This window comes from Bradyrhizobium sp. AT1, assembly GCF_001590795.1.
GTDB lineage: Bacteria > Pseudomonadota > Alphaproteobacteria > Rhizobiales > Xanthobacteraceae > Bradyrhizobium.
On record NZ_JXDL01000001.1, the window covers coordinates 4,280,063 to 4,300,585 of the forward strand.

22 protein-coding genes are annotated in these 20,523 nt (G+C 66.0%); 8 read left to right on the forward strand and 14 right to left on the reverse strand.

The genetic code is table 11. The features are described from left to right. Positions 1 to 32: 32 nt before the first annotated feature. Both hisC and SE92_RS19935 read left to right on the forward strand, forming a co-directional pair. The gene (gene hisC, locus SE92_RS19930) at positions 33 to 1,130 is read left to right on the forward strand and encodes a histidinol-phosphate transaminase (RefSeq protein WP_063197711.1); all 1,098 of its coding nucleotides are present in this window, start codon (positions 33 to 35) and stop codon (positions 1,128 to 1,130) included. After that, complete coding sequence (locus SE92_RS19935; RefSeq protein WP_063197713.1) at positions 1,127 to 2,071, forward strand: prephenate/arogenate dehydrogenase family protein; 945 nt, start codon at positions 1,127 to 1,129, stop codon at positions 2,069 to 2,071. The genes hisC and SE92_RS19935 overlap by 4 nt, the downstream gene beginning before the upstream one ends. On the opposite strand, the gene SE92_RS19940 is transcribed toward SE92_RS19935, so the two are convergent. The 4 genes from SE92_RS19940 to SE92_RS19955 all read right to left on the reverse strand — a co-directional run bounded on the left by SE92_RS19940 (position 2,065) and on the right by SE92_RS19955 (position 6,006). After that, positions 2,065 to 2,508 (reverse strand): hypothetical protein, encoded by a 444-nt coding sequence (locus SE92_RS19940; RefSeq protein ID WP_063197716.1) that lies wholly within the window; start codon positions 2,506 to 2,508, stop codon positions 2,065 to 2,067. The two genes, SE92_RS19935 and SE92_RS19940, sit on opposite strands and share 7 nt — an antisense overlap. Positions 2,509 to 2,542: 34 nt before the next feature. Further along, positions 2,543 to 4,111, reverse strand: a complete 1,569-nt coding sequence (locus SE92_RS19945; RefSeq protein ID WP_198172710.1) for a hypothetical protein — start codon at positions 4,109 to 4,111, stop codon at positions 2,543 to 2,545. Positions 4,112 to 4,376: 265 nt separating this feature from the next. Then, the gene (locus SE92_RS19950; protein ID WP_063197720.1) at positions 4,377 to 4,604 is read right to left on the reverse strand and encodes a hypothetical protein; all 228 of its coding nucleotides are present in this window, start codon (positions 4,602 to 4,604) and stop codon (positions 4,377 to 4,379) included. Positions 4,605 to 4,821: 217 nt separating this feature from the next. Beyond that, the gene (locus SE92_RS19955; protein WP_063197722.1) at positions 4,822 to 6,006 is read right to left on the reverse strand and encodes a DUF2125 domain-containing protein; all 1,185 of its coding nucleotides are present in this window, start codon (positions 6,004 to 6,006) and stop codon (positions 4,822 to 4,824) included. 110 nt (positions 6,007 to 6,116) lie between these two features. Between SE92_RS19955 and SE92_RS19960 the strand changes: the two genes are divergently transcribed. Continuing rightward, complete coding sequence (locus tag SE92_RS19960; protein ID WP_063203647.1) at positions 6,117 to 6,728, forward strand: gamma-glutamylcyclotransferase; 612 nt, start codon at positions 6,117 to 6,119, stop codon at positions 6,726 to 6,728. On the opposite strand, the gene SE92_RS19965 is transcribed toward SE92_RS19960, so the two are convergent. The 4 genes from SE92_RS19965 to ftsE all read right to left on the reverse strand — a co-directional run bounded on the left by SE92_RS19965 (position 6,725) and on the right by ftsE (position 9,973). Further along, complete coding sequence (locus SE92_RS19965; protein ID WP_063197724.1) at positions 6,725 to 7,498, reverse strand: lysophospholipid acyltransferase family protein; 774 nt, start codon at positions 7,496 to 7,498, stop codon at positions 6,725 to 6,727. The two genes, SE92_RS19960 and SE92_RS19965, sit on opposite strands and share 4 nt — an antisense overlap. Positions 7,499 to 7,532: 34 nt before the next feature. Next, on the reverse strand, positions 7,533 to 8,237 hold the full coding sequence (locus SE92_RS19970; RefSeq protein WP_063197726.1) for a YdcF family protein: 705 nt from the start codon (positions 8,235 to 8,237) through the stop codon (positions 7,533 to 7,535). 115 nt (positions 8,238 to 8,352) lie between these two features. Continuing rightward, the gene (locus SE92_RS19975; protein WP_063197728.1) at positions 8,353 to 9,321 is read right to left on the reverse strand and encodes a cell division protein FtsX; all 969 of its coding nucleotides are present in this window, start codon (positions 9,319 to 9,321) and stop codon (positions 8,353 to 8,355) included. After that, entirely contained in the window at positions 9,314 to 9,973 is a 660-nt protein-coding gene (gene ftsE, locus SE92_RS19980) for a cell division ATP-binding protein FtsE (RefSeq protein ID WP_063197730.1), read from the reverse strand. The genes SE92_RS19975 and ftsE overlap by 8 nt, the downstream gene beginning before the upstream one ends. Positions 9,974 to 10,152: 179 nt before the next feature. Here ftsE and SE92_RS19985 point away from each other — a divergent pair, with 179 nt between their 5' ends. Together SE92_RS19985 and SE92_RS19990 are read left to right on the forward strand one after the other, a co-directional pair. Continuing rightward, positions 10,153 to 11,031: an MJ0042-type zinc finger domain-containing protein gene (locus tag SE92_RS19985; RefSeq protein WP_063203648.1), complete on the forward strand. Its 879-nt coding sequence runs from the start codon at positions 10,153 to 10,155 to the stop codon at positions 11,029 to 11,031. A 36-nt stretch (positions 11,032 to 11,067) separates the two neighbouring features. Then, positions 11,068 to 11,442, forward strand: coding sequence for a response regulator (locus SE92_RS19990; protein ID WP_063197732.1), 375 nt, complete (start codon positions 11,068 to 11,070; stop codon positions 11,440 to 11,442). 67 nt (positions 11,443 to 11,509) lie between these two features. On the opposite strand, the gene SE92_RS19995 is transcribed toward SE92_RS19990, so the two are convergent. After that, positions 11,510 to 12,661, reverse strand: coding sequence for a DUF4175 family protein (locus SE92_RS19995; RefSeq protein WP_063197734.1), 1,152 nt, complete (start codon positions 12,659 to 12,661; stop codon positions 11,510 to 11,512). Next, positions 12,649 to 14,586 carry a TIGR02302 family protein gene (locus SE92_RS20000; RefSeq protein WP_063197737.1) on the reverse strand — a complete coding sequence of 646 codons (1,938 nt, stop codon included), beginning with the start codon at positions 14,584 to 14,586 and terminating at the stop codon, positions 12,649 to 12,651. The genes SE92_RS19995 and SE92_RS20000 overlap by 13 nt, the downstream gene beginning before the upstream one ends. Positions 14,587 to 14,763: 177 nt before the next feature. On the opposite strand from SE92_RS20000, the gene SE92_RS20005 reads away from it, so the two are divergent. Both SE92_RS20005 and SE92_RS20010 read left to right on the forward strand, forming a co-directional pair. Continuing rightward, positions 14,764 to 15,147 (forward strand): carboxymuconolactone decarboxylase family protein, encoded by a 384-nt coding sequence (locus SE92_RS20005; RefSeq protein WP_018316258.1) that lies wholly within the window; start codon positions 14,764 to 14,766, stop codon positions 15,145 to 15,147. A gap of 241 nt (positions 15,148 to 15,388) precedes the next feature. Then, a complete protein-coding gene (locus tag SE92_RS20010) occupies positions 15,389 to 16,279 on the forward strand; it encodes an NAD(P)-dependent oxidoreductase (protein WP_063197738.1) in 891 nt (296 codons plus the stop codon). Positions 16,280 to 16,454: 175 nt separating this feature from the next. Here the strand turns inward: SE92_RS20010 and lysA are convergent, their stop codons facing one another. The 3 genes from lysA to argH all read right to left on the reverse strand — a co-directional run bounded on the left by lysA (position 16,455) and on the right by argH (position 19,528). After that, positions 16,455 to 17,720: a diaminopimelate decarboxylase gene (gene lysA, locus SE92_RS20015; RefSeq protein WP_063197740.1), complete on the reverse strand. Its 1,266-nt coding sequence runs from the start codon at positions 17,718 to 17,720 to the stop codon at positions 16,455 to 16,457. Between the two features lie 22 nt (positions 17,721 to 17,742). Continuing rightward, a complete protein-coding gene (gene lptM / locus SE92_RS20020; protein WP_063197742.1) occupies positions 17,743 to 18,036 on the reverse strand; it encodes an LPS translocon maturation chaperone LptM in 294 nt (97 codons plus the stop codon). Positions 18,037 to 18,130: 94 nt separating this feature from the next. Next, a complete protein-coding gene (argH, locus tag SE92_RS20025; RefSeq protein WP_063197744.1) occupies positions 18,131 to 19,528 on the reverse strand; it encodes an argininosuccinate lyase in 1,398 nt (465 codons plus the stop codon). Positions 19,529 to 19,629: 101 nt separating this feature from the next. Between argH and tlpA the strand changes: the two genes are divergently transcribed. After that, positions 19,630 to 20,295, forward strand: a complete 666-nt coding sequence (tlpA, locus tag SE92_RS20030; RefSeq protein WP_063203649.1) for a thiol:disulfide interchange protein TlpA — start codon at positions 19,630 to 19,632, stop codon at positions 20,293 to 20,295. A gap of 6 nt (positions 20,296 to 20,301) precedes the next feature. Here the strand turns inward: tlpA and SE92_RS20035 are convergent, their stop codons facing one another. Then, the gene (locus SE92_RS20035) at positions 20,302 to 20,496 is read right to left on the reverse strand and encodes a hypothetical protein (RefSeq protein WP_063197746.1); all 195 of its coding nucleotides are present in this window, start codon (positions 20,494 to 20,496) and stop codon (positions 20,302 to 20,304) included. Between the last annotated feature and the right edge of the window lie 27 nt (positions 20,497 to 20,523).

Here is a 20,523-nt window from a genome sequence, read left to right on the forward strand (position 1 = left end):
GCGCGCCCGCCCCGCCATTTTCGGAGTTCAAGATGTCCCGCCCCGTGCCGAATCCCGGCATTCTCGATATTGCGCCCTACACGCCCGGCAAGAGCCCGGTCGCCGAGCCGGGCCGCAAGGTATTCAAGCTCTCCGCCAACGAGACGCCGTTCGGGCCCTCGCCCAAGGCGATCGAAGCCTTCAAGCGCGTGGCGGACCATCTGGAAGACTATCCGGAAGGCACCTCGCGCGTGCTGCGCGAGGCGATCGGCCGTTCGTTCGGGCTCGACCCCAACCGCATCATCTGCGGCGCCGGCTCGGACGAAATCCTCAATCTGCTCGCCCACACCTACCTCAGCCACGGCGACGAGGCGATCTCCACCACGCACGGCTTCCTGGTCTACCCGATCGCGACCATGGCGGTCGGCGCCAAGAATGTCGTCGCGCAGGAGAAGAACCTCACCTGTGACGTCGACGCCATCCTGAAAGCCGTGACGCCGAAGACCAAGCTTGTCTGGCTCGCCAACCCCAACAACCCGACCGGCACCTATGTGCCGTTCGACGAGGTCAAGCGGCTGCGCGCCGGCCTGCCCTCGCACGTGCTGCTGGTGCTGGACGCCGCCTATTCCGACTACGTTTCCCGTAACGACTATGAAATGGGGATCGAGCTGGTCGCCACTACCGAGAACACGGTGGTGACGCACACCTTCTCCAAGATCCACGGCCTCGCCGCGCTGCGCATCGGCTGGATGTTCGGGCCGGAGCACATCATCGACGCCGTCAACCGCATCCGCGGTCCCTTCAACGTGTCGACGCCGGCGATGTATGCCGCGGTCGCCGCGATCGAGGACACCGCGCATCAGGCGATGTCGAAGCAGTTCACCGAGACCTGGCGCAACTGGCTGACCGAGGAGATCACCAAGCTCGGATTGAAGGTGACGCCGAGCGTCGCCAATTTCGTGCTGATCCACTTCCCGACCGAGAAGGGCAAGACCGCAGACGACGCCGACGCTTTTCTCACCAAGCGCGGCCTGGTGCTGCGCGCGCTGAAGAATTACGGCCTGCCGCACTCGCTGCGCATGACCATCGGCACCGAGGAGGCCAACCGCCTCGTGGTCGATGGCCTGCGCGACTTCATGGCCGGCAAGTGAGCGCGCAGCCGCACTTCCAGCGCGTCGCGCTGATCGGCTTCGGCCTGATCGGCGGCTCGATCGCGCGCGCTGCGAAGCTCCAGGGCCTGGCCGGCGAGATCGTCACCACCGCGCGCTCGGAGAAGACGCGCGCGCGGGTGATGGAGCTCGGCATCGTCGACCAGGTCGTGGCGACCAATGCGGAAGCGGTGAAGGATGCCGATCTCGTCATCCTCTGCATTCCCGTCGGCGCCTGCGGGCCGGTGGCGCAGGAGATCGCCGCGCATCTGAAGCCCGGTGCAATCATTTCCGACGTCGGCTCGGTGAAGGGCGCGATCGTCAGGGACATGGCGCCGCATCTGCCGAAGAGCGTTCATTTCGTGCCGGCGCATCCCGTCGCCGGCACCGAGCATTCGGGACCGGATTCAGGCTTCGCCGAGCTCTTCATCAACCGCTGGTGCATCCTCACCCCGCCCGAAGGCGTCGATGCGACCGCCACCGATCGCCTGCGCGCGTTCTGGGCGGCGATGGGCGCCAAGGTCGAAGTGATGACGCCGGATCATCATGATCTCGTGCTCGCCATCACCAGCCATCTGCCGCATCTGATCGCCTACACCATCGTCGGCACTGCCGACGAGCTGGCGCAGGTGACGGAATCAGAAGTGATCAAGTTCTCGGCCGGTGGCTTTCGCGATTTCACCCGCATCGCCGCCTCCGATCCGACGATGTGGCGCGACGTCTTCCTCGCCAACAAGGAGGCGGTGCTGGAGATGCTCGGCACCTTCACCGAGGATCTGGCAAAGCTCACCCGCGCGATCCGCCGCGGCGATGGGGAAGCGCTGTTCGACCACTTCACCCGCACCCGCGCCATCCGCCGCGGCATCGTCGAGATCGGCCAGGATTCGGCCGCTGCGGATTTCGGCCGGCAGCATGGCCAGCTCGGCAGGAAGCCGCCTCAGTAGCGGCTGTCCGCGCCGGTCTTGAACAAGCGGCCGACCAGACCGGCGCCGACCTGCATGCAGACGCCGAGCGCCCAGGAGAATCCGAGCGCCAGGTTCCAGCCGCCATCGGCGGCTTCGTCGAACACGAACGTATAGAGCGCGAGCAGCCCTGCCCCGGCCGCAAAGAAAGTCCCTGCCGCGCTGACGAGGTCGAGCGCAGCCGAGCGGTGCAGGGTGCGCTCCTGCAGCGGCGGCCAGCGCGGGATGTCGATCCCGAGATAGGCGCCGGCCATGCCGAGCACGATGAGCGCGGCCGTGAATTCGACCGTGTCGAACCAGAACAGATCGACACGCATCAAGAGCGCCGCGACGAAGGTCGCGCCTGCCGCGCCCGTCATGGCAAGGCCAAGCCGGGCGATGATCTGCGCGAGCCGAAGGATCAGAAGCCCGTCAGACAATCGTCGCCCTCGCTTCGCCGCACGCGCTTCATGACTAGAACGGGTAGTACCGGATCTGCGTCATGACGACGTTGTCGTCCGTCTTCGGCGCACCACCGACCCCGGCAAACGCGAACCGCTGCGTGTGGGAATACTGCACGCCGGCTTTGAGCGTGCCGTAATTGCCCTGGTAGATGGTGTCGTAGAGTCCGGCCGTGATCTGGCGAACCTCCCTGGTGTTGCCGTTGCAGGTCCCGGCCGGCGAGCTCTCGATGCCGCAGCCGGTGTTGTTGTAGAGCGGATTGCCGTAGCCGAACGGCACCGTGCCGACATCAGCGAAATTCGCCTTGGCTTTCTCCAGACCGGCGTAGCTGTAGAGGTCGAGACTCGGCGTCGCGTGCCAGATCAGGCCGACAGCCGCCGCCGTGATGGTCAGCGGCAGCAGCGTGCCGTCCTGCGCCACCGCGGCGTCGGGGAATGGCGTCGCCGTGAAGCGGCCAAGCACGCCGTGCGAGCCGTAGAGCTGCAGATCGAGGGTTTTCGGAATCAGCTCGGCATAGACGTGGCCGCCGAAGCTGCCGGTGTCGTAAGTATGGTTGGCGTCGTTGAAGCGGTCGAACAGTTGGCGATAGAGCGCCCAGGCCTCGACATGCAGCTTGTAAGGGCCGAGCCGCGGATCCCATGCCGCCTTCACCGTGACGTCGGGCACCTGGTTCAGGCTGACATTGTTGAGGTTGTTGAAGAAGCTGCCGCCCGGCCCAGTCAGATTGACCTGGAGGTTCGGATTGAGCACGCCTTGCGGACCGACCGCGGGCGTGCCGACGGCCGGCACGTTGCCGCCGAAGAATGCGGTCTGGGCATTCTCGATCGATGCGGCGAGCTTGAATTCAGGTCCGATGTCCTGCCAGACGCGCAGGCCTGGTTGGCGCGCCGCCAGGAATCCCGGAACGGATTCGAAATCGATCACGCCGGGCGCATCGACGCCGCGCGGATCAATGCCCATCTTGCTCGGCGCGTTCAGCGACCATGATTGCCCGGCAAGGAAGTGAAGGCCGAGATCGCTGCGATCGACCTCGAGGCTGAGCTGCCGCATGCGCGGATTGAACGAGTTGGTCGCAACCGAGCTCGCCGTCTGCGCCGCGCCTTCGAAGTCGATCTCGCCGTAACCGGCAAGGTGCGTATCAGCACCCGCATTGCCTTCGGCCAGCACCGACAAGCGGCTCTGACGCGCGGAAAAGCGCGTTTCCGGAATGTTGAAATTACGGCTCTGCTGATAGGGGATGAAGTTGTAGACGGAGCCGGTGTCGGAGGCGAGATTGCGCGAGCGGTAGATGCCGGTGAGATCGACCCAGCCGCCGAATGTCAGCGTGATGCCCTTGTAGCAGACCTTGCCGGCCGCACAGGGATCGACGGGCAGCGCCTTGTAGGTCGCGGGCATCGGAGCCGCCTTCGCCTGCGCTTCAACCTGGCGCGTCTTGCGTGCCTCCGAATCCACCCGTTGCTGCAGTTCCTTCAGCTTGGCTTTCAACAACTGGATTTCGGTTGCGACATTGTCGTCGGCACGCGCTGCGCCCGAATTAGCAGCCGCGATGCCCAGCATCAGTCCGCAAGTGATGATCCGCACTTGAACCTCCCTCCTGTTGGGAAGCAGGTTGGTTTCCTCCTGCCGTCTCCGGCAGCTGCATGCTTCCCTGGTGTGGAGTGATTGGACGTCGGCTGCGGTTATTCGCGGCGAGGCGTATGTTCTGCATCACGTTTTCCTGACGGTCTCGTTCGGAATATTTGCGCGGCCTTGCCGATCGCGTCGCTATTCTCCGAGGTTCTGTTCATGGGGCCCGGCCGGGGGGCATGGCCGGGCCCGTTCGCGACGGGCAAGCGATGGACGGCGGTTATTTGCCCTTGGTCGCGCGCATCACCGTGGGACGCGGTGATTTCGGTGACGGAACGAACGCCATCGTATCCCGCGTCGCAGGACTTGCGAGGCTGCGATCGCCGTTCGGATACATCGAGGCATAGGCAGCCGGCTCCTGCATCTGCCACTGCCACTGCGCGAGCGCCGGCGTCGCGGACCCGGCCGAGATGGCGAGCGCGGCAACGAACAGCTTGGACTTTGTCATGGTAGTCTCTCCTGCCTGGCGGCCCGCATCATCGTGCGGCCGACATGGAGAGAGAGCGGCGGTGCAGGCCCCGCATTCCCGCGCATGCAATCACGATCTGGGGAAGCAGGCGTGAGGGCATAGGCCCGTAGCCCGGAGGGAACGCAGCGTAATCCGGGACAGCGCCGCCGCGATCAAGAACCCCGGATTCCGCCCCGCTCCATCCGGGCTACAGGAATCAATACAACGGCGGGATCTGACCGACCTTGACCGGGCCGAGCAGCACGGCGCCGTCGACGAACTTCAACGGGAAGCTGCGCGCCTTCTTGCCTTCCAGCGTGCTCTCGGTGCCGATGGAGTTGATGCCGGCGGCGACGCCCGCATTGGCGTTCTGCTTGATGACCTTGCCGAGGCCGGGCACGGCGCGATCGAGCGCACCGAAGAGATTGTTGAGGTCCTGCGACTTCACCCCGGGCGCGACGCGATCGAGCGTTGCCTGCGGCACGCCCTCCTCCAGCATCTTCTCGATACCGAGCGCCGGGATCACGCGCTCGAGGCCGGTCACGGTCATCTGCAATTCGCCGTCGAGGCGGCCGTTGGCCGACAGGCCGAGCGTGCCGGCCGCGACCGCGATCATCTCGCCCTGCTGGATCCGCGACTGCACGATCTCGATGTGACCGCCGGCGGCCTGGATCTCGCGGAAGCGCTGCGGCCAGGGCTTTGGCGTGAGATCGGAGAGGCCGGTGATCTTGGCCCGCGTGTCCGCCTCGAACGGCTCGGCGAGCAAGGGATGAACGCCCTGGATGCTGCCTTGCGCGACATGGAGCACGGTCTCGATCACGGGATGATCGGCCGGCGAGCCGTCCGCAAGGCGGCCGTGCAGTTCGACTTGCTTGGCGCGCGCGAGCGGCACCTGCACCGACCCATCAACGCGATTGATGCTGGGATCGTCGAACACGATGGAGGCGCGGTCCGGCACCGAGGGCAGACCGACCACGCTGCTGCGACCCTTGCTCCAGTTCACCACGAAGGTGTTTTGCGTGACGCCGTCGATCAGGGTTGCCGGCGCGGAGAATTCGGCGATGACGAGCTTGGGATCGTAGACCTGGGCGACGACCAGGATGTTGTCGAGCTTCGCCGTGAACGGCGTCTTGCTCGCGTTCTGCGACACCAGGGCGACGCTGGCGCCGGAGCACTGGACCTCGAAGCGGAACGGGAAGCCGGCGATCGAGCGCTTGGCGCAATCATAGATGCGGCCGGCCTTGGCCTCCTGCGCCCGCCAGGCGTCGGCGGCGACTTCGGCCTGCGACGCCGCATAGAACCAGAAGCAGCTCCACGCCACGGCGAGGATCAGGACGAGGACGGGTGCGATGAAAAGGCCCCAACGGGAGCGGCGGCCTGCGGCAACGGTCATATTGGACATGCGGCGACCCTTTGACCCCAGATTCAGGCAAATGTAAGCGAGGGCGGACTGCGACGAAAGACGGAGAATTCGCTTCGCTTGAGGGCGCGGTTCTGGTAGCCGTGCCCGACATGTCGGAAATCACCCTTCCCTCCGTCACCACAGCCAACGGCGATCTCTGGGTGTTCGGCTACGGCTCGCTGATGTGGCGGCCGGGCTTCGCATTCGAGGAGCGCGTCCCGGCGCGGCTGGTCGGCGAGCACCGCGCGCTCTGCGTCTATTCCTTCGTGCATCGCGGCACGCCGGAGAAGCCGGGCCTGGTGCTCGGGCTCGACCGCGGCGGTGCCTGCCGCGGCATCGCCTTCCGCGTCGCCGAGAAGAAGCGCGCCGAGGTCGTCGCTTATTTGCGGGCGCGCGAGCAGGTCACTTCGGTCTATCGCGAGGTGATGCGTTCGGTGTGGCTGGAGAACGATGCCCGGCAGCGCGTCTCCGCGCTCACCTATGTCGTCGACCGCGGCCATGTTCAATATGCCGGCCGTCTCTCGCTTACCGAGCAGCATCGTCATGTGATCCAGGGCCATGGTCAGTCCGGCGCCAATCGCGACTACGTGACCGCCACGGTAAAGGCGATCGAGGCCGAAGGTTTTCGCGACACGCAGCTGCATCAGCTCGCATTGATGCTGCATGGTGATCCACATTCGCTGCACGCACCGTCGCCCGCCGAAGACCGCGACAACCGCTAGCCGCCACTCGGCGCATAGCTCGGCGTCGAGCCAATCAACTGCTCCTGCTCTTTTCGGCCCGCTTCGACGAGGCGCCCGGTCGCATCCTCGATGGCGGTTTGCACGCGGGAGAGAAACTCGTCCTTTGGCAGGCCCGGCGGCAGCGGATCGAGAAACTCCACCACCAGCGTGCCGGGATAGCGCATGAAGGTGCGGCGGGGCCAGAACAGGCCGGAGTTGAGCGCGATCGGCAGGCACGGCACGCCGCAGGACGAATAGATCTGCGCAAAGCCGGTCTTGTAGTCGGGCGGTGCGCCCGGCGCCCGGCGCGTACCTTCCGGAAAGATCACCAGCTGCTTGCCGCTGCGAACCGCATCGCGCGCTCGCCGTGTCATGTCCAGCAGCGCCTTCACCCCGGCATTGCGGTCGATCGCAATCATTCCGGTCTTGACCAGGAACTGGCCGAATACGGGGATCTGCATCAACTGACGCTTGAGGATGAAGATCGGCCGATTGAAGAAGCCCGGCAGCACGAAGGTCTCCCAGAACGACTGGTGCTTCGCCACGATGACCAGCGGCCCCTGCGGAATCTTCTCCTCACCGCGGAATTCGACCTTGATGTTGCAGACCACGCGCATCAGGACCAGCGTCGCCTTGGCCCACCATTCCGCGACCGTCAGCATGGCGCGCGGCGGCAATGCGAAGGTCGGCAGCGCAACGATCGCGAGGCACACCAGCACGGCGTAGAACAGCACGTTGAACACCAGCGAGCGCAGGAAAATCAGGAACATCGACGGTCCGATCAATTGCCTGTCAATTGGGCTGTCAATTTGCCTGGGCGGTGGCGGGCCGCTTCGGCTGCTGACTTGAAGGCTGCTCCGACATCTCGGGCGAAAGGTCAATCCCGAAATCCTCCAGCCGCACCCTGATCTCGGCCGCGATGTACTTGACATATTCCGACAGCAGCAGCCGCAAGGTGGACGCCGAGGTCCACCATGGCTCCTCGCGCCATTTGTCACCGACCACCGCGAACGGAATCAGCGTCGTCTGTGGCATCGCATGCGAGAACTCCACCAGCGCGCGCGGCATGTGATAGTTCGAGGTGACCACGATCAGCGATTGGAAACGGCGCCTCTCGGCCCAGCGTCGCGCCTCCGCCGCATTGCCGCGGGTCGAGAGCGCGGTGCGGTCGAGATCGACGCAACAGGTCATGAAGGACTGGTTCTCCGGCAAGGTTCTGGAGATGTCGTTCGCCGTGGAGGTCGGGTGCACGCCGGAGATCAGCAGCCGCCTGCCATAGCCGGCCGCGAGCAGTTCCATCGCATCGGACACCCGGGAGGAGCCGCCGGTCAGCACCACGATGCCGTCAGCCTTGCGCCCCGGCGCGACCTCGGCGCCGCGCAATTGCGACAGGAACGCGATGAAACCCGCCGCGGCGCCGACGAAGGCGAATGCAATCGTCGACACCAATGCCGCGCGCAGCCAGCCGCGCGGCAAGTTCGGCGATCGATCGTCGGTCGGCGAGGTCATGTGGTGTCGGTGATCCCTTCCCTGAGGTGATTTTATGACGTTTTGAGACGAAGTGGAGTCCCGCGTCGCGATGGTGGGCTCCCTCGCTCCGCTTGCGGGGAGAGGCGAAGAATCCTCAATCCACATCGTTCAGCGTCGCAAACAGCGTCTGGCGCGCGGCCACGGCGGTGATGGCGCCGATCAGCACGGCCTGGACCGCCAGCACGATGTAGCCGGACGGCCGCAGCGAGAAGGTGCCGAGCAGCGCGGCGAACTGGTCGCCGACGGGGGTACCGGAAAACCAGCCGGCGATCGACTCCGAGAAGCCGAACACCAGCATGGCGACGCCGCCGCCGATCACGCCGCCCTCCAGCCCCAGCCTGAGGAAATGGCGCAGGAAGTGGTTGGCGATGTAGCGATCGCCTGCGCCGACGAAATGCAGCACCTCGACGATCGGACGGTTCGCCGCCATGGCGCCGCGGGTGGCGAACGAGACGGAGATGATGGTGGCGATAATGACGAGCGCGAGAATGCCGAGACCTGCGAGCACGGTGGCATTGGTCATCGAGCGCATCCGCTCGATCCAGGCGCGGTGATCGTCGACGCTGGCGCTAGGGGCGACCTGGGTCACGCGCGCGCGCAAGGCGCCGAGATCGAGCGGCGTGCCGGGCTGCACGCGCGCGATGATCATGCGCGGCACCGGCAGATCGTCCATCGACAGCCCGGTGCCGAGCCAGGGCTCAAGCAGCTTGCCGCTCTCCTCCCTGCTGAACGGCTTGACCTCGACGATGCCGGCCAGTGCGCGCATCGCCTCCGTCACCGCCGCGGTGTCACGATCGAGATCGCGCCCCGCTTGCGGACGAACCTGAATGGTGATCTCGCTCGCGACGTCCGACTGCCATTCGGCGGCGGAGGCGCTGACCAGCAGCACCGCGCCCGTGGTCATCGACGCCAGGAAGGTCATGATGGCGACGACGGCGACCAGCGCGCGGCCGTGGATCGAGGCGCGCGGCACGATCGGCGACATGTTGCGCGCCCTGGCCGGAAGCTGCGGACGCTCCTGTCCGAGATCGACCAGCACGCCGCGCTCGTCGGTCCTATTCATAAACGTGCAACCGTCCCTGGTGCAGCACGAGCCGCCGTGCCTCGTACTGGTCCATCAGGCCGATGTCGTGGGTCGCGATGATGACGGCGGTGCCCGATTTGTTGAGCTCGATGAAAAGCCGCAGCAGGCGGCGGCCAAGCGTCGGATCGACGCTGCCGGTCGGCTCGTCCGCGAGCAGTAGCTGCGGCCGCGAGATCACGGCGCGCGCGATCGCGGCGCGCTGCTTCTCACCGCCCGACAGGATCGGCGGCAGCGCGTCCATGCGCTCGCCGAGCCCGACCCAACGCAACAGGTCGATCACCTCCTTGCGATAGCTCGACTCGCTGCGCCCCATGACGCGGAACGGCAGCGCGACGTTCTCGTAAGTCGTCATGTGATCGAGCAGACGGAAATCCTGCAGCACGATGCCGATGCGCTTGCGCAAATCGGCGATCTCGTCCTTGCCGAGCTGCGAGATGTCGTGGCCGAACAGATTGACGAGGCCCCGTGTCGGCCGATGCGACAGGAACAACAGGCGCAGCAGCGAGGTCTTGCCGGCGCCGGACGGGCCGGTGAGGAACTGGAACGAATGCGCCTGGATCTGGAAGCTGAGATCGCGCAGGATCTCAGGCCCCAAACCGTAACGTAATCCGACATTTTCGAACCGAACCAAGCTCAGCTCCGTTCGAGAGGGGGCGCGGGTCGCACGGCTGCGCTCCGCCACAGGCGATCAACGGGTTTTGCGGCCGTTATGGTTTCCGGTTCGTTAACGGTCGCCTTGTAGCATAAAGGCCGCCCCGTTCTCCGCGACGGGTCACCGTCAACTCCTCGTTCATGCATCAAGGCTCGTCCATGCATATCGTCTGCCCCCATTGTATGACATCCTACGCCATCAAGCTCGCGAGCCTTGGGGCGAACGGACGGGCGGTCCGCTGTTCCCGCTGCAAGGAGACCTGGATCGCCCATGCCGAGGATGCCATCGAGGAGGCATCCGTCCCGGCCATGGCCGCAGCCAGCCAGGCCGACGACCAGTCCGACCTCGCCGAGCAGTGGAACTCCTATGCCAAGGACGACAGCGCCGCTGATGCGCCGGTCGTCGACAGCCCCTCGATCGCCAGCGACTGGCCCGATGAAGAGGCCAAGGAAACCGAGGACGAGTGGACAGCGGCGGCCCGGGAGGCGGAGGAGGAGGTCGCCGGGGTGCAGCACCAATCCTGGTTCCGCGGCCTGTTCGGCCGACGCGGTGCGCGGGTCAGCCGTCCGGTCGCGACCGCGGCGCCGCGAAAATCGCATTTCGGCCTGCCGACCGCCTGCGCCGCCATGGGCGCGCTGGTGCTGGCACTGGTGATCTGGCGCGGCGACATGGTGCGGCTGCTGCCGCAGACCGCCGCCTTCTATAAGATGGTCGGGCTCGACGTTAATCTGCGCGGGCTGGCCTTCAAGGATGTGAAGCTGTCCAGCGAGACCGTGGACGGTAAGCAGGTGCTGGTGATCGAGGGCGTGATCGTCGGCGAGGGCAAGAAGCCGCTCGACATCCCGCGGCTGCGCTTCGCCGTGCGCGACGGCCAAGGCGCGGAGATCTACGCCTGGAATACGGTGCTGGAGCAGACCGTGCTGCGGCCGGGAGAGCGCGCCTTCTTCCGCTCCCGCCTCGCCTCGCCGCCGCCCGAGGGCCGCAATATCGACGTTCGCTTCTTCAACCGGCGCGACATTGCCGGCGGCAGCGTATAATCAGCTTGTGGAATCCCGCACGGGAAGGCTTGTCCCATGCCGAAGATATTGATCGCCGACGACGAGGATTCGATGCGCACGCTGGTGGCGCGCGCCATCGCCATGGACGGCCATGACACCGTCACCGCGCAGGATGGCGCCGAGGCGCTGGAGATCCTGACCCGCGAGGACGGCGCCTTCGACCTGCTGCTCACCGACATCCAGATGCCCGTGATGGACGGCATCGCGCTGGCGCTCTCCGCCGCGCGCGATTTCCCCGATCTGACCATCCTCTTGATGACCGGTTTCGCCGATCAGCGCGAGCGCGCCTCCAACCTCAATGCGCTGGTGCATGACGTCGTGACGAAGCCGTTCTCGGTCGCGGATATCCGCACCGCAGTGGCGGACGCGTTGGCGGCGAAGAAGGCGTAGCCCGACCGCCGCCACGGATTCCGCTGTCATCGCCCGGCTTGACCGGGCGATGACACCGAGTGTGGCCCTAAAAATCCTTCAGCAGCCGCTCGATGTAATCGAGCTCGATCTGCGGGCGCGAGCTGTCCCCCAAGCGGCGGCGGAGCTCTTCGAGGATGCGGCGGACACGCTGGGCGTCGATCTCGCCGGGGATCTTGACGGTGTAGTCGTCGCTGAGATCGCGGCCGTGAAGCGGACGCCCCAGCGGATCGGTCTGGTTGCCGCCGCTCTGCTGCCGGCCGGGGCGATTGCCGGGACCATCGCCCTGCCCGTCGCCATCGCCCTGCTGCATCGCCTCGGCCATCTTCTGCGCGCCCTTGCGCATCGCGTCGAGTGCCTTGCCCTGCGAGTCCACGGCCCCGTCCGCATTGCCCTCGCCGAGCTTCGAGCCGGCATCGCCCATGGCGCCGTCGGCGGTGTCGAGGCTGCCATCGTCATCGCCGTCGTCGCCGTCCTGATCGCCGCTCTGGCCCTGGTCGCCCTGCTGGCCTTTCTGTCCCTGTTGACCCTGCTGCCCTTTCTGGCCCTTTTGTCCCTTCTGCGTGAGGCCGCGCTTGGCGAGTTCGTCCTGCAGCTTCTTCAGGCGGTCGCGCAGCGACTGCTGATCCTGCTGCAGGTCCGACATCGACTGCTCGCCCTGCTTGCCGCGCGAGCGGTCACGTCGGGAATCCTGGCCCTGCTTGAAGGTCTTGTCGCGCAATTGCTGCTGCTTGCGGATCATGTCGCTGAGCTCGTTCAGCGCCTGCTCCATCTCGCTCTCGCCGGATTGCCCGGGCTGCGCCATCTGGAGATTTTCCATGATCTGCGCGAGCTGCTCGAGCAAGCGCTGCGCGGCTTCTTTGTTGCCCTCACGCGCCGCCTTCTCGATCTGCCGCAACAGGTCGTCCAGATCGCGCTGCGTGATGACGTTGCGGTCGCGGTTGGAGGATTGGCTCCGCTCGGTCGCCCGCTTGTACTCCTCGAGCCTCTGGATGGCGTCGGACTGGTTGCCGAGGCTCTTGCCGGATTCCTTCTGCCTGAGGCTGTCGCCGGATTCCTGCATCGCCTTTTCGGCACTGTCGAGCAGCGCGTCGGGATCCTGGTCCAGCTGGGCCGCAGCCGGCGAGACGCCGCCGAGCAGCAGAGCGAGGCAGGCGATCGAGATCGCCTTCAAGACTGGCACGCGCGCTAGCTTCCGCATTTCCGGTCCCGCGTAAACTGGTTGGTCTTGTCGTCCCCCGCCTTGTTGGCCCGGTTGTTCGCCGACTTCCGATAGGCCTGAAGCTGCTCACGCAGCACGTCCTGCTGCTGCGCCAGCTCCGCGAGCTGCTCGGGCGTCGCGTTCTGGGTCTTCTGGCGCAGCTCGATGGCCTTGTCGAGGATGAGCTGGACCTCGGCGGGGAACGGCTGTCGGGCACCGAGCGGGTTCTGCTCGGCACGACGGGCGAGATCGCGCACCTTGCCGGCCATGGCTTCGCGGAGCTTTTGCGTCAGCACCCTGAGCTCGTCCTCGCTGGCACCGCGGTCCAGCGCCGCCTTGAGCGCGTCCTGCGCCGAGCGCAGCGCGGCGTTGACGCTGCCGGCGACGCCGTCGTCCTCGATGGTGGTCGCGAAGGCCCACATGCTCGCCACCACGTTGCGCAGCGCATCGTCGGTGCGGGCCGCCTCGAGCTGGGTCGCAAGACTGCGGAGGCCGAGATAGCAGCCGGCATCCGGCGTGAACAATTCGGGGGCGATCATCAGCGCGTCGAGCGCGGTGTAGACGTCTGCATTCCTGTTGGCGTCGAGCGCGAGGATGCGGCGCTGCTCGATCAGCGCGCGCGCGAGCGAGTTGGTGAACAGACGCTCGGGCAGTCGCATGTTGAAGGGTTCGCTTCTCGCCTCGTTGCCGGCTTCGTCCTTGGCGGTGAGCGTCAGCGTGACATCGGCACCGGCATAGGGATCCTCGCTGAGATCCTTCACGGTCTGGCCGACGCCGTTGCGGGTGCGCGCGTTCGGCAGCACCAGCGGGAATTGCGGCGGCTCGAACAGCGGCCGCGCCGCGGTCTTTGCGTCGGAATTCTTGCCGTCATCTTTGGCGTCAGCGGGGCGCAGGGCAATGTGCGCGTCCGCGCCGGTGACGCCGTAATCGTCCTCGATCTTGTAGGAGAGCTGGAGCCCGCCCCGCGCCTGGCGCTCGGGATCCTTGGCAAGCGCGATCGTCGGCGCGCGGTCCGGCGTGGCCGCAAACGCCCATTGCGGCTGGCCGGCGGGCGCGCGGACACGCGCGGTGCCATCAGTGGTGATGGTAAAATGCTTCTCGTTGGTGCCCTTGGGGGCGGCCTCCGCGGGAGCGACCTCCTTGAGGCCGCCGGAGACGGCGACATCCAGGCTGCCGCCGGAGGAGCGTACGATCAGGGTCGATCCTGCGGGAACGGCAAGCGGCCCGGAAGCCGGCAGCGCTGCGGCCTCCTTGTTGGCGGCCGACAGGATGACCGGCGGCTTGCCGGTGTAGATCGGCGGGGTGACCCAGGCATCGACGCGAACATTCGCCGGCGCCAGCACGCCGTTCCAGTCGAAGGCGGCCCCGAGCCGCATCGCGCGCTCGTCACCGGCGGCGAAGAAGGTGGCAACCAGCATCACCATGACCAGCGCGCGCAGCGCCCAGGGATCATGCAGCGCCAGCCGAGGATGCGGCAGACCGGCGCGGATGCGCTTGAGCGAGGCCAGCGTACGCTCGCGCTGGGCCTGCCACAGCGCCTGTGCGACCGGATCCTGCGAGGACAGCGTGTCCGTCAGGGTGGTGGCCGGGCGGTGACGGATGCCGGAGCCCCGATCGAGCCGGCCAAGCGCCTCCTCGCGGCTCGGCCAGCGGAAGCGAATCAGGGGCAGCAGGGCGGCAATCGCAACGCCGGCGAAAACGACGAGACCGATGGCACGGGCGATGAACGGCAACGCCAGCCAGAGGCCGGCCCAGGACACCACCAGGAACAAGCCGACGACGGTCAGAAGCCGCGCCAGGTTCGGCCAGGCACGCTCCCACGCGATGGCATAAATGGCCCGGTCGAGGGCCTGCGCCAGCTTCAGCCGCGACAGAGCGTCACTGTTGCGGATCGGGTCTGACGGGTCGGGGGTGACGCCGTTCAATCAACTCTCCAGGTTGCCCGGGAGAGAAGCGTATCACAACGGCAGCACTGAGGCATCCGTTCCGGTACGGGAGACACCCCTTTTCCCGCATAACACGAGGACGTGACTGGCCCGGCCCAACCCCGTAATTTCCGCGCACCACCTGAGGGAAACGCAAGGGAAGTCAAGGGAAACGCCATGGACAAGAAGATGCACGACAAGGGCCTGGAAGTCCGCAAAGCGGTGCTGGGCGAGGCCTATGTCAACAACGCTCTGAAGAACGTCGACGACTTCAACCGCCCGTTCCAGGAGATGCTGAACGAATATTGCTGGGGCACCGTGTGGGGCCGCGAGGAGCTGCCGCGCAAGACCCGCAGCATGCTCAACATCGCCATGATCGCGATCCTCAACCGCCAGCACGAGTTTCGCGCGCATCTGAAGGGCGCGCTGACCAACGGCGTCAGTCGCGAGGAGATCCGCGAGATCCTGATGCAGGTCGCGATCTATGGCGGCATGCCCGCCGCCGTCGACAGCTTCCGCATCGCGCGCGAGGTGTTCGCCGAGATCGACGGCAAGGCGTGAGATGCGGCGCCCATCTCCGTTGTCGTCCCGGACAAGCGTAGCGAAGCGAAGCGCTGATCCGGGACCCATAGCCACCGGAGGATGTGGTTACGGGGACTCGTAGTGACCGCTTTCGCGCAACGACTCCTCCCTGAGGTTATGGGTCCCGGATCGGCGCGCGCCTGAGGCGCGCTTGTCCGGGACGACACCGGGGATGGAGTGCGCGTCTTTCACAACAACGAAAACCAAACAAGGAAACACCATGGACATCGGATTTATCGGCCTCGGAAACATGGGTTTCCCGATGGCGCGGCGGCTGATCGAGGCGGGGCACAGGCTCGTCGTGTTCGACACGCGCAAGGACGTTATGGGCAAGCTCACGGCGCTCGGCGCGACCGCCGCAACATCGCCGAAGGACGTCGCCGATCAGGTCGAGACCGTGATGGCGAGCCTGCCCTCGCTGCAGGCTTCGCTCGAGGTGGCAACCGGCGCGAACGGCGTGATCGAGGGCAGCCGCGTCAAACGCTTCATTGATCTGTCGACCGTCGGCTCAACGATGGCCGTGAAGATTCACGGCCTCCTCGCCAAGCGCAACATCGTACAGATCGACTGCCCCGTCTCCGGCGGCGTCGGCGGCGCCGAGAAGGGCACGCTGGCGGTGATGGTCTCCGGGCCTCGGACCGAGTTCGAACTGCTCAAGCCCGCGCTCGACGTGATCGGAAAAGTGTTCTTCATCGGCGAGAAGCCCGGCGCGGCGCAGACCATGAAGCTCGCCAACAATTTTCTCTCGGCCACCGCGATCGTGGCGACGTCGGAGGCGGTGGTGATGGGCGTGAAGGCCGGGCTTGATCCCGCCGTGATGATCGACGTCATCAATGCCGGCTCGGGCATGAACACCGCGAGCCGCGACAAGTTTCCGCGCGCGGTGCTGCCGCGCAGCTTCGACTTCGGCTTCGCCACGGGACTGATGGTGAAGGACGTCCGGCTCGCGCTGGAGGAGATGAAGCAGCTCGGCCTCTCGATGGAGGTCGCGGACGCCGTCGGGCGGCTGTGGGAGACCGTGATCGCTGCGGAAGGCGCGGAGTCCGATTTCACCGCGGCGATCAAGCCGATCGAGAAGAAGGCGGGCGTTGTGGTGGGCGGAAAAAAATAACGTTCACTGGATTGTGCGGACGCCGCTTGATTTGCCTGCCGGATCAAGCGGTTCTGCCCGACGGGTCGAACCTGAAGGTCGGTAACTTGGACGGATCTCTGCGCACGCCTAACCCGTTGATTTCACAACGTTGGTCTACTGTGCATGGGGTTGTTTTTCAGGTTTTGGCTCGCCCTTACAGCCACGGCGCCGGCTTGTCCATCGCAATGAGCTGCTCGACCTCGATGCGCGGGCGCACCACGGCGTACTGATCGTCCTTCACCAGCACTTCCGGCACCAGCGGCCTTGTGTTGTACGTTCCGGCCTGCACCGCGCCGTAGGCACCTGCCGTCATGATGGCGAGGAGATCGCCGGGTTTCGGCGTCGGCAGCGTGCGGTCGAGCGCGAGATAGTCGCCGGTCTCGCAGACCGGGCCGACGACGTCGGCCGTGATGGTGGCGGCGCCCTTCGGGGCCTGCGTCACCGGCAGGATGTCGTGATGCGCTTCGTACAGCGTCGGGCGGATGAGGTCGTTCATCGCAGCGTCGATGATGACGAAGTTCTTGCCGTCGCCGTGCTTCACATAGATCACCTTGGCGACCAGGATGCCGGCATTGCCGACGATCATGCGGCCCGGCTCGAACATCAGCGTGCAGCCGAGATTGTGGCTGACGCGCTTGACCATGGCGGCATAGGCGGCCGGCGCCGGCGGCGCCTCGCGGTCCATGTAATAGGGAATGCCGAGGCCGCCGCCGAAATCGACGTGGCTGATGTTGTGGCCGTCGGCGCGCAGCGTCTGCACGAATTCGGAGAGGATGCGGAACGCGGTCTCCATGCCCGAGAGGTCGGTGATCTGGCTGCCGATATGCACGTCGGTGCCGGTCACCTCGATGCCCGGGAGTTTCGCGGCGCGCGCATAGACCTCGCGCGCATGCACGATCGGGATGCCGAACTTGTTCTCGGACTTGCCCGTGGAGATCTTGGCGTGGGTGCCGGCATCGACGTCGGGGTTGACGCGCAGCGAGACGCGCGCGGTCTTGCCCATCTCGGTCGCAAGCCGCGACAGCAATTCAAGCTCGGGCTCGGACTCGACGTTGAGGCAGAGGATGTCGGCGGCGAGCGCGGCGCGCAGCTCTTGTTCGGTCTTGCCGACGCCGGAGAACAGGATCTTGTTTGGCGGAATGCCGGCGGCCAGAGCGCGCTTCAGTTCACCGCCGGAGACCACGTCGGCACCGGCCCCGAGCTTGGCCAGCGTGCGCAGCACCGACTGGTTCGAGTTCGCCTTCATGGCGTAGCAGACCAGCACCTTCTCGCCGGCGAAGGCCTCGGTGAAGACGCGATAGTGCCGCTCCAGCGTCGCGGTCGAATAGCAATAGAACGGCGTGCCGACGGTCGCGGCCAGCTCGGACAGGTTCACCGCCTCGGCGTGCAGCACGCCGTTGCGATAGTCGAAATGGTTCATGGCTTAGCTCGGTTGTCCCGGCTTATTTCTTGCCGGGAGGTTCGTCCAGGAGCGGGTCGAGAATAAACGGTTTCTTCCGGCCCTTGGCCGCCGCGGGCTCGGCATCCGCACCTGAGCTGGGATTGAACATGCTCGACGTCTTCTGGGCAGCGGTGTCAGGGTTGGTCGGAGCTGCGCCGCTGGCCGCGGGCGCGTTGGTGGCGGTCGGCGGCAAATCCAGCGGACCCTTGCGGCCGCAGCCGGCAAGCGCAAGCGCCGTCAGGCTCAAGACAATGATGGCCCACCCCGAGCCGGCCGGGCGAAACTTTGACGTCACGACGAAATCCCCACTACGCGGGCCGCACCATACAGAGATTGACGCGCTCTGGCGAGAGCCCGGATGACCATGAAACATCAGCGAAATTTGACCCTCAGCCCAATTTTCGCTCTTTTTCCAGCCGCTTCACCCAAGCCTTGGCCTGGGCCGTCACGTTCTTCGGCGCGGTGCCGCCGAAGCTGGTGCGGCTCTTCACCGACGATTCGACCGAGAGCACGCCGAACACGTCCTTGGTGATTTTCGGCTCGATCGCCTGCATCTCCCCAAGCGGCAGCTCGTGCAGCGCGACGCCGCCCTCGGCGGCCTTGGCCACGATCCGCCCGGTGACGTGATGGGCCTCGCGGAATGGCATCTTCAGGGTGCGCACCAGCCAGTCGGCCAGGTCGGTCGCGGTGGCATAGCCCTCGCCCGCGGCCGCCTTCATCTTGGCCTCATCAGGCACGAGGTCGCGGACCATCCCGGTCATGGCGCGGATCGCCAGCGACAGCGCCGCAAAGCCCTCCATCGCGCCCTGCTTGTCCTCCTGCATGTCCTTTTGATAGGCGAGCGGCAGGCCCTTCATCACGATCAGAAGCCCGTTGAGCGCGCCGATGACGCGGCCGGTCTTGGCGCGCACCAGTTCCGCGGCATCCGGATTCCGCTTCTGCGGCATGATCGAGGATCCCGTGGTGAACTTGTCGCTGAGCCGGATCATGCCGACCAGCGGCGAGGTCCAGATCACGATCTCCTCCGCGAAGCGCGACATGTGCACGGCGCAGATCGAGGCGGCCGACAGCGTCTCCAGCACGAAGTCGCGGTCGGACACCGCATCGAGCGAGTTCGCCATCGGGCGGTCGAAGCCAAGCGCCTTCGCGGTGGCGTGGCGGTCGATCGGGAACGAGGTGCCGGCCAGCGCGGCGGCGCCGAGCGGCGATTCGTTGAGCCGCTTGCGCGCGTCCTGGAAGCGGCCGCGGTCACGCGCGGCCATCTCGACATAGGCGAGCAGATGGTGGCCGAAGGTCACGGGCTGCGCGGTTTGAAGATGCGTGAAGCCTGGCATCACGGTGCCGGCGTGCTCCAGCGCGCGCTCGACCAGCGCCTGCTGGAACGCGGCGAGCGCGGCATCGGTCTCGTCGAGGACATCGCGGACATAGAGACGGAAATCGGTCGCGACCTGGTCGTTGCGCGAGCGCGCGGTGTGCAGGCGGCCGGCGGCGGGGCCGATCAGCTCGGACAGGCGGCTCTCGACATTCATATGAATGTCCTCGAGCGCGCGCTTGAACGCGAAGCCCCCCTTGCCGATCTCTGACAAAATCGTGTCTAGACCCTTGCCGATATTTTTCGCATCAGAACTCGTGATGATGCCTTGGCTGGCGAGCATCGCAGCGTGGGCCTTGGACGCGGCAATGTCCTGGGCGTAGAGGTGACGATCGACGTCGATGGAGACGTTGATCTCTTCCATGATCTCATCGGGACGTTCCGAGAACCGGCCGCCCCACATCTTGTTGCTCATGATCCCCTGCTCACGCCTTGATCTGCCGCACGTTTGCTGGCCGCCGCCAGCCGTATTAAGAGGCCCCTGATAGCCATATCTGCGACCGGATGACAAACGATATGCTCGACAAGACGCCTTCCGCCACGCGCCGGGTCCCCCTCGTCATCGCCACCGTGGTGGTCGGAGGGCTGGCCGGCTTCGCCGCGCTGTACGGACTGGGCCTGAGCCGGGCCCCCTCAGGCGATCCGACCTGCAAGCCGGCGGTGGCGACCGCGCAAAAGATCGCTCCCCTCGCCCATGGCGAGCTGGCGGCACTGACCATGGCGAGCGCCCCGCTGAAGCTGCCCGACCTCGCCTTCGAGGACGCCGACGGCAAGCCGAAGAAACTGTCCGATTTCCGCGGCAAGACGCTGCTGGTGAACCTGTGGGCGACCTGGTGCGTGCCGTGCCGGAAGGAAATGCCGGCGCTGGACGAGCTGCAGGGCAAGCTGTCGGGCCCGAATTTCGAGGTGGTGGCGATCAATATCGACACCCGCGACGCCGAGAAGCCGAAGACCTTCCTGAAAGAGGCCAATCTGGCCCGATTAAGCTATTTCAGCGATCAAAAAGCCAAGGTTTTTCAGGATCTTAAGGCGATAGGTCGGGCCCTGGGCATGCCGACCTCGGTGCTGGTCGATCCGCAGGGCTGCGAGATCGCGACGATCGCGGGGCCGGCGGAATGGGCAAGCGAGGACGCGCTCAAGCTGATCCGGGCCGCGACCGGCAAGGCCGCCGCAGCGCTCTAGGGATTTTCAAGCCGTGACGTTGAGATTGCCGCCGACGCCGGCACCGACATTGGCGAGCGAGGGCTGACCGGCGCCGAGCAACGTCAGGACGGTGGATTTCTCCATATCCGCGTTCTGCTTGCTGAGCGTCGCCGCAATATTCGACTGCAGCGCGCCTTGCTGAGCGGCCAGCATGGTGCTGACCATAGCCATCATGTCCATTACGCGAACCCTCGTACTGGCCGTAAC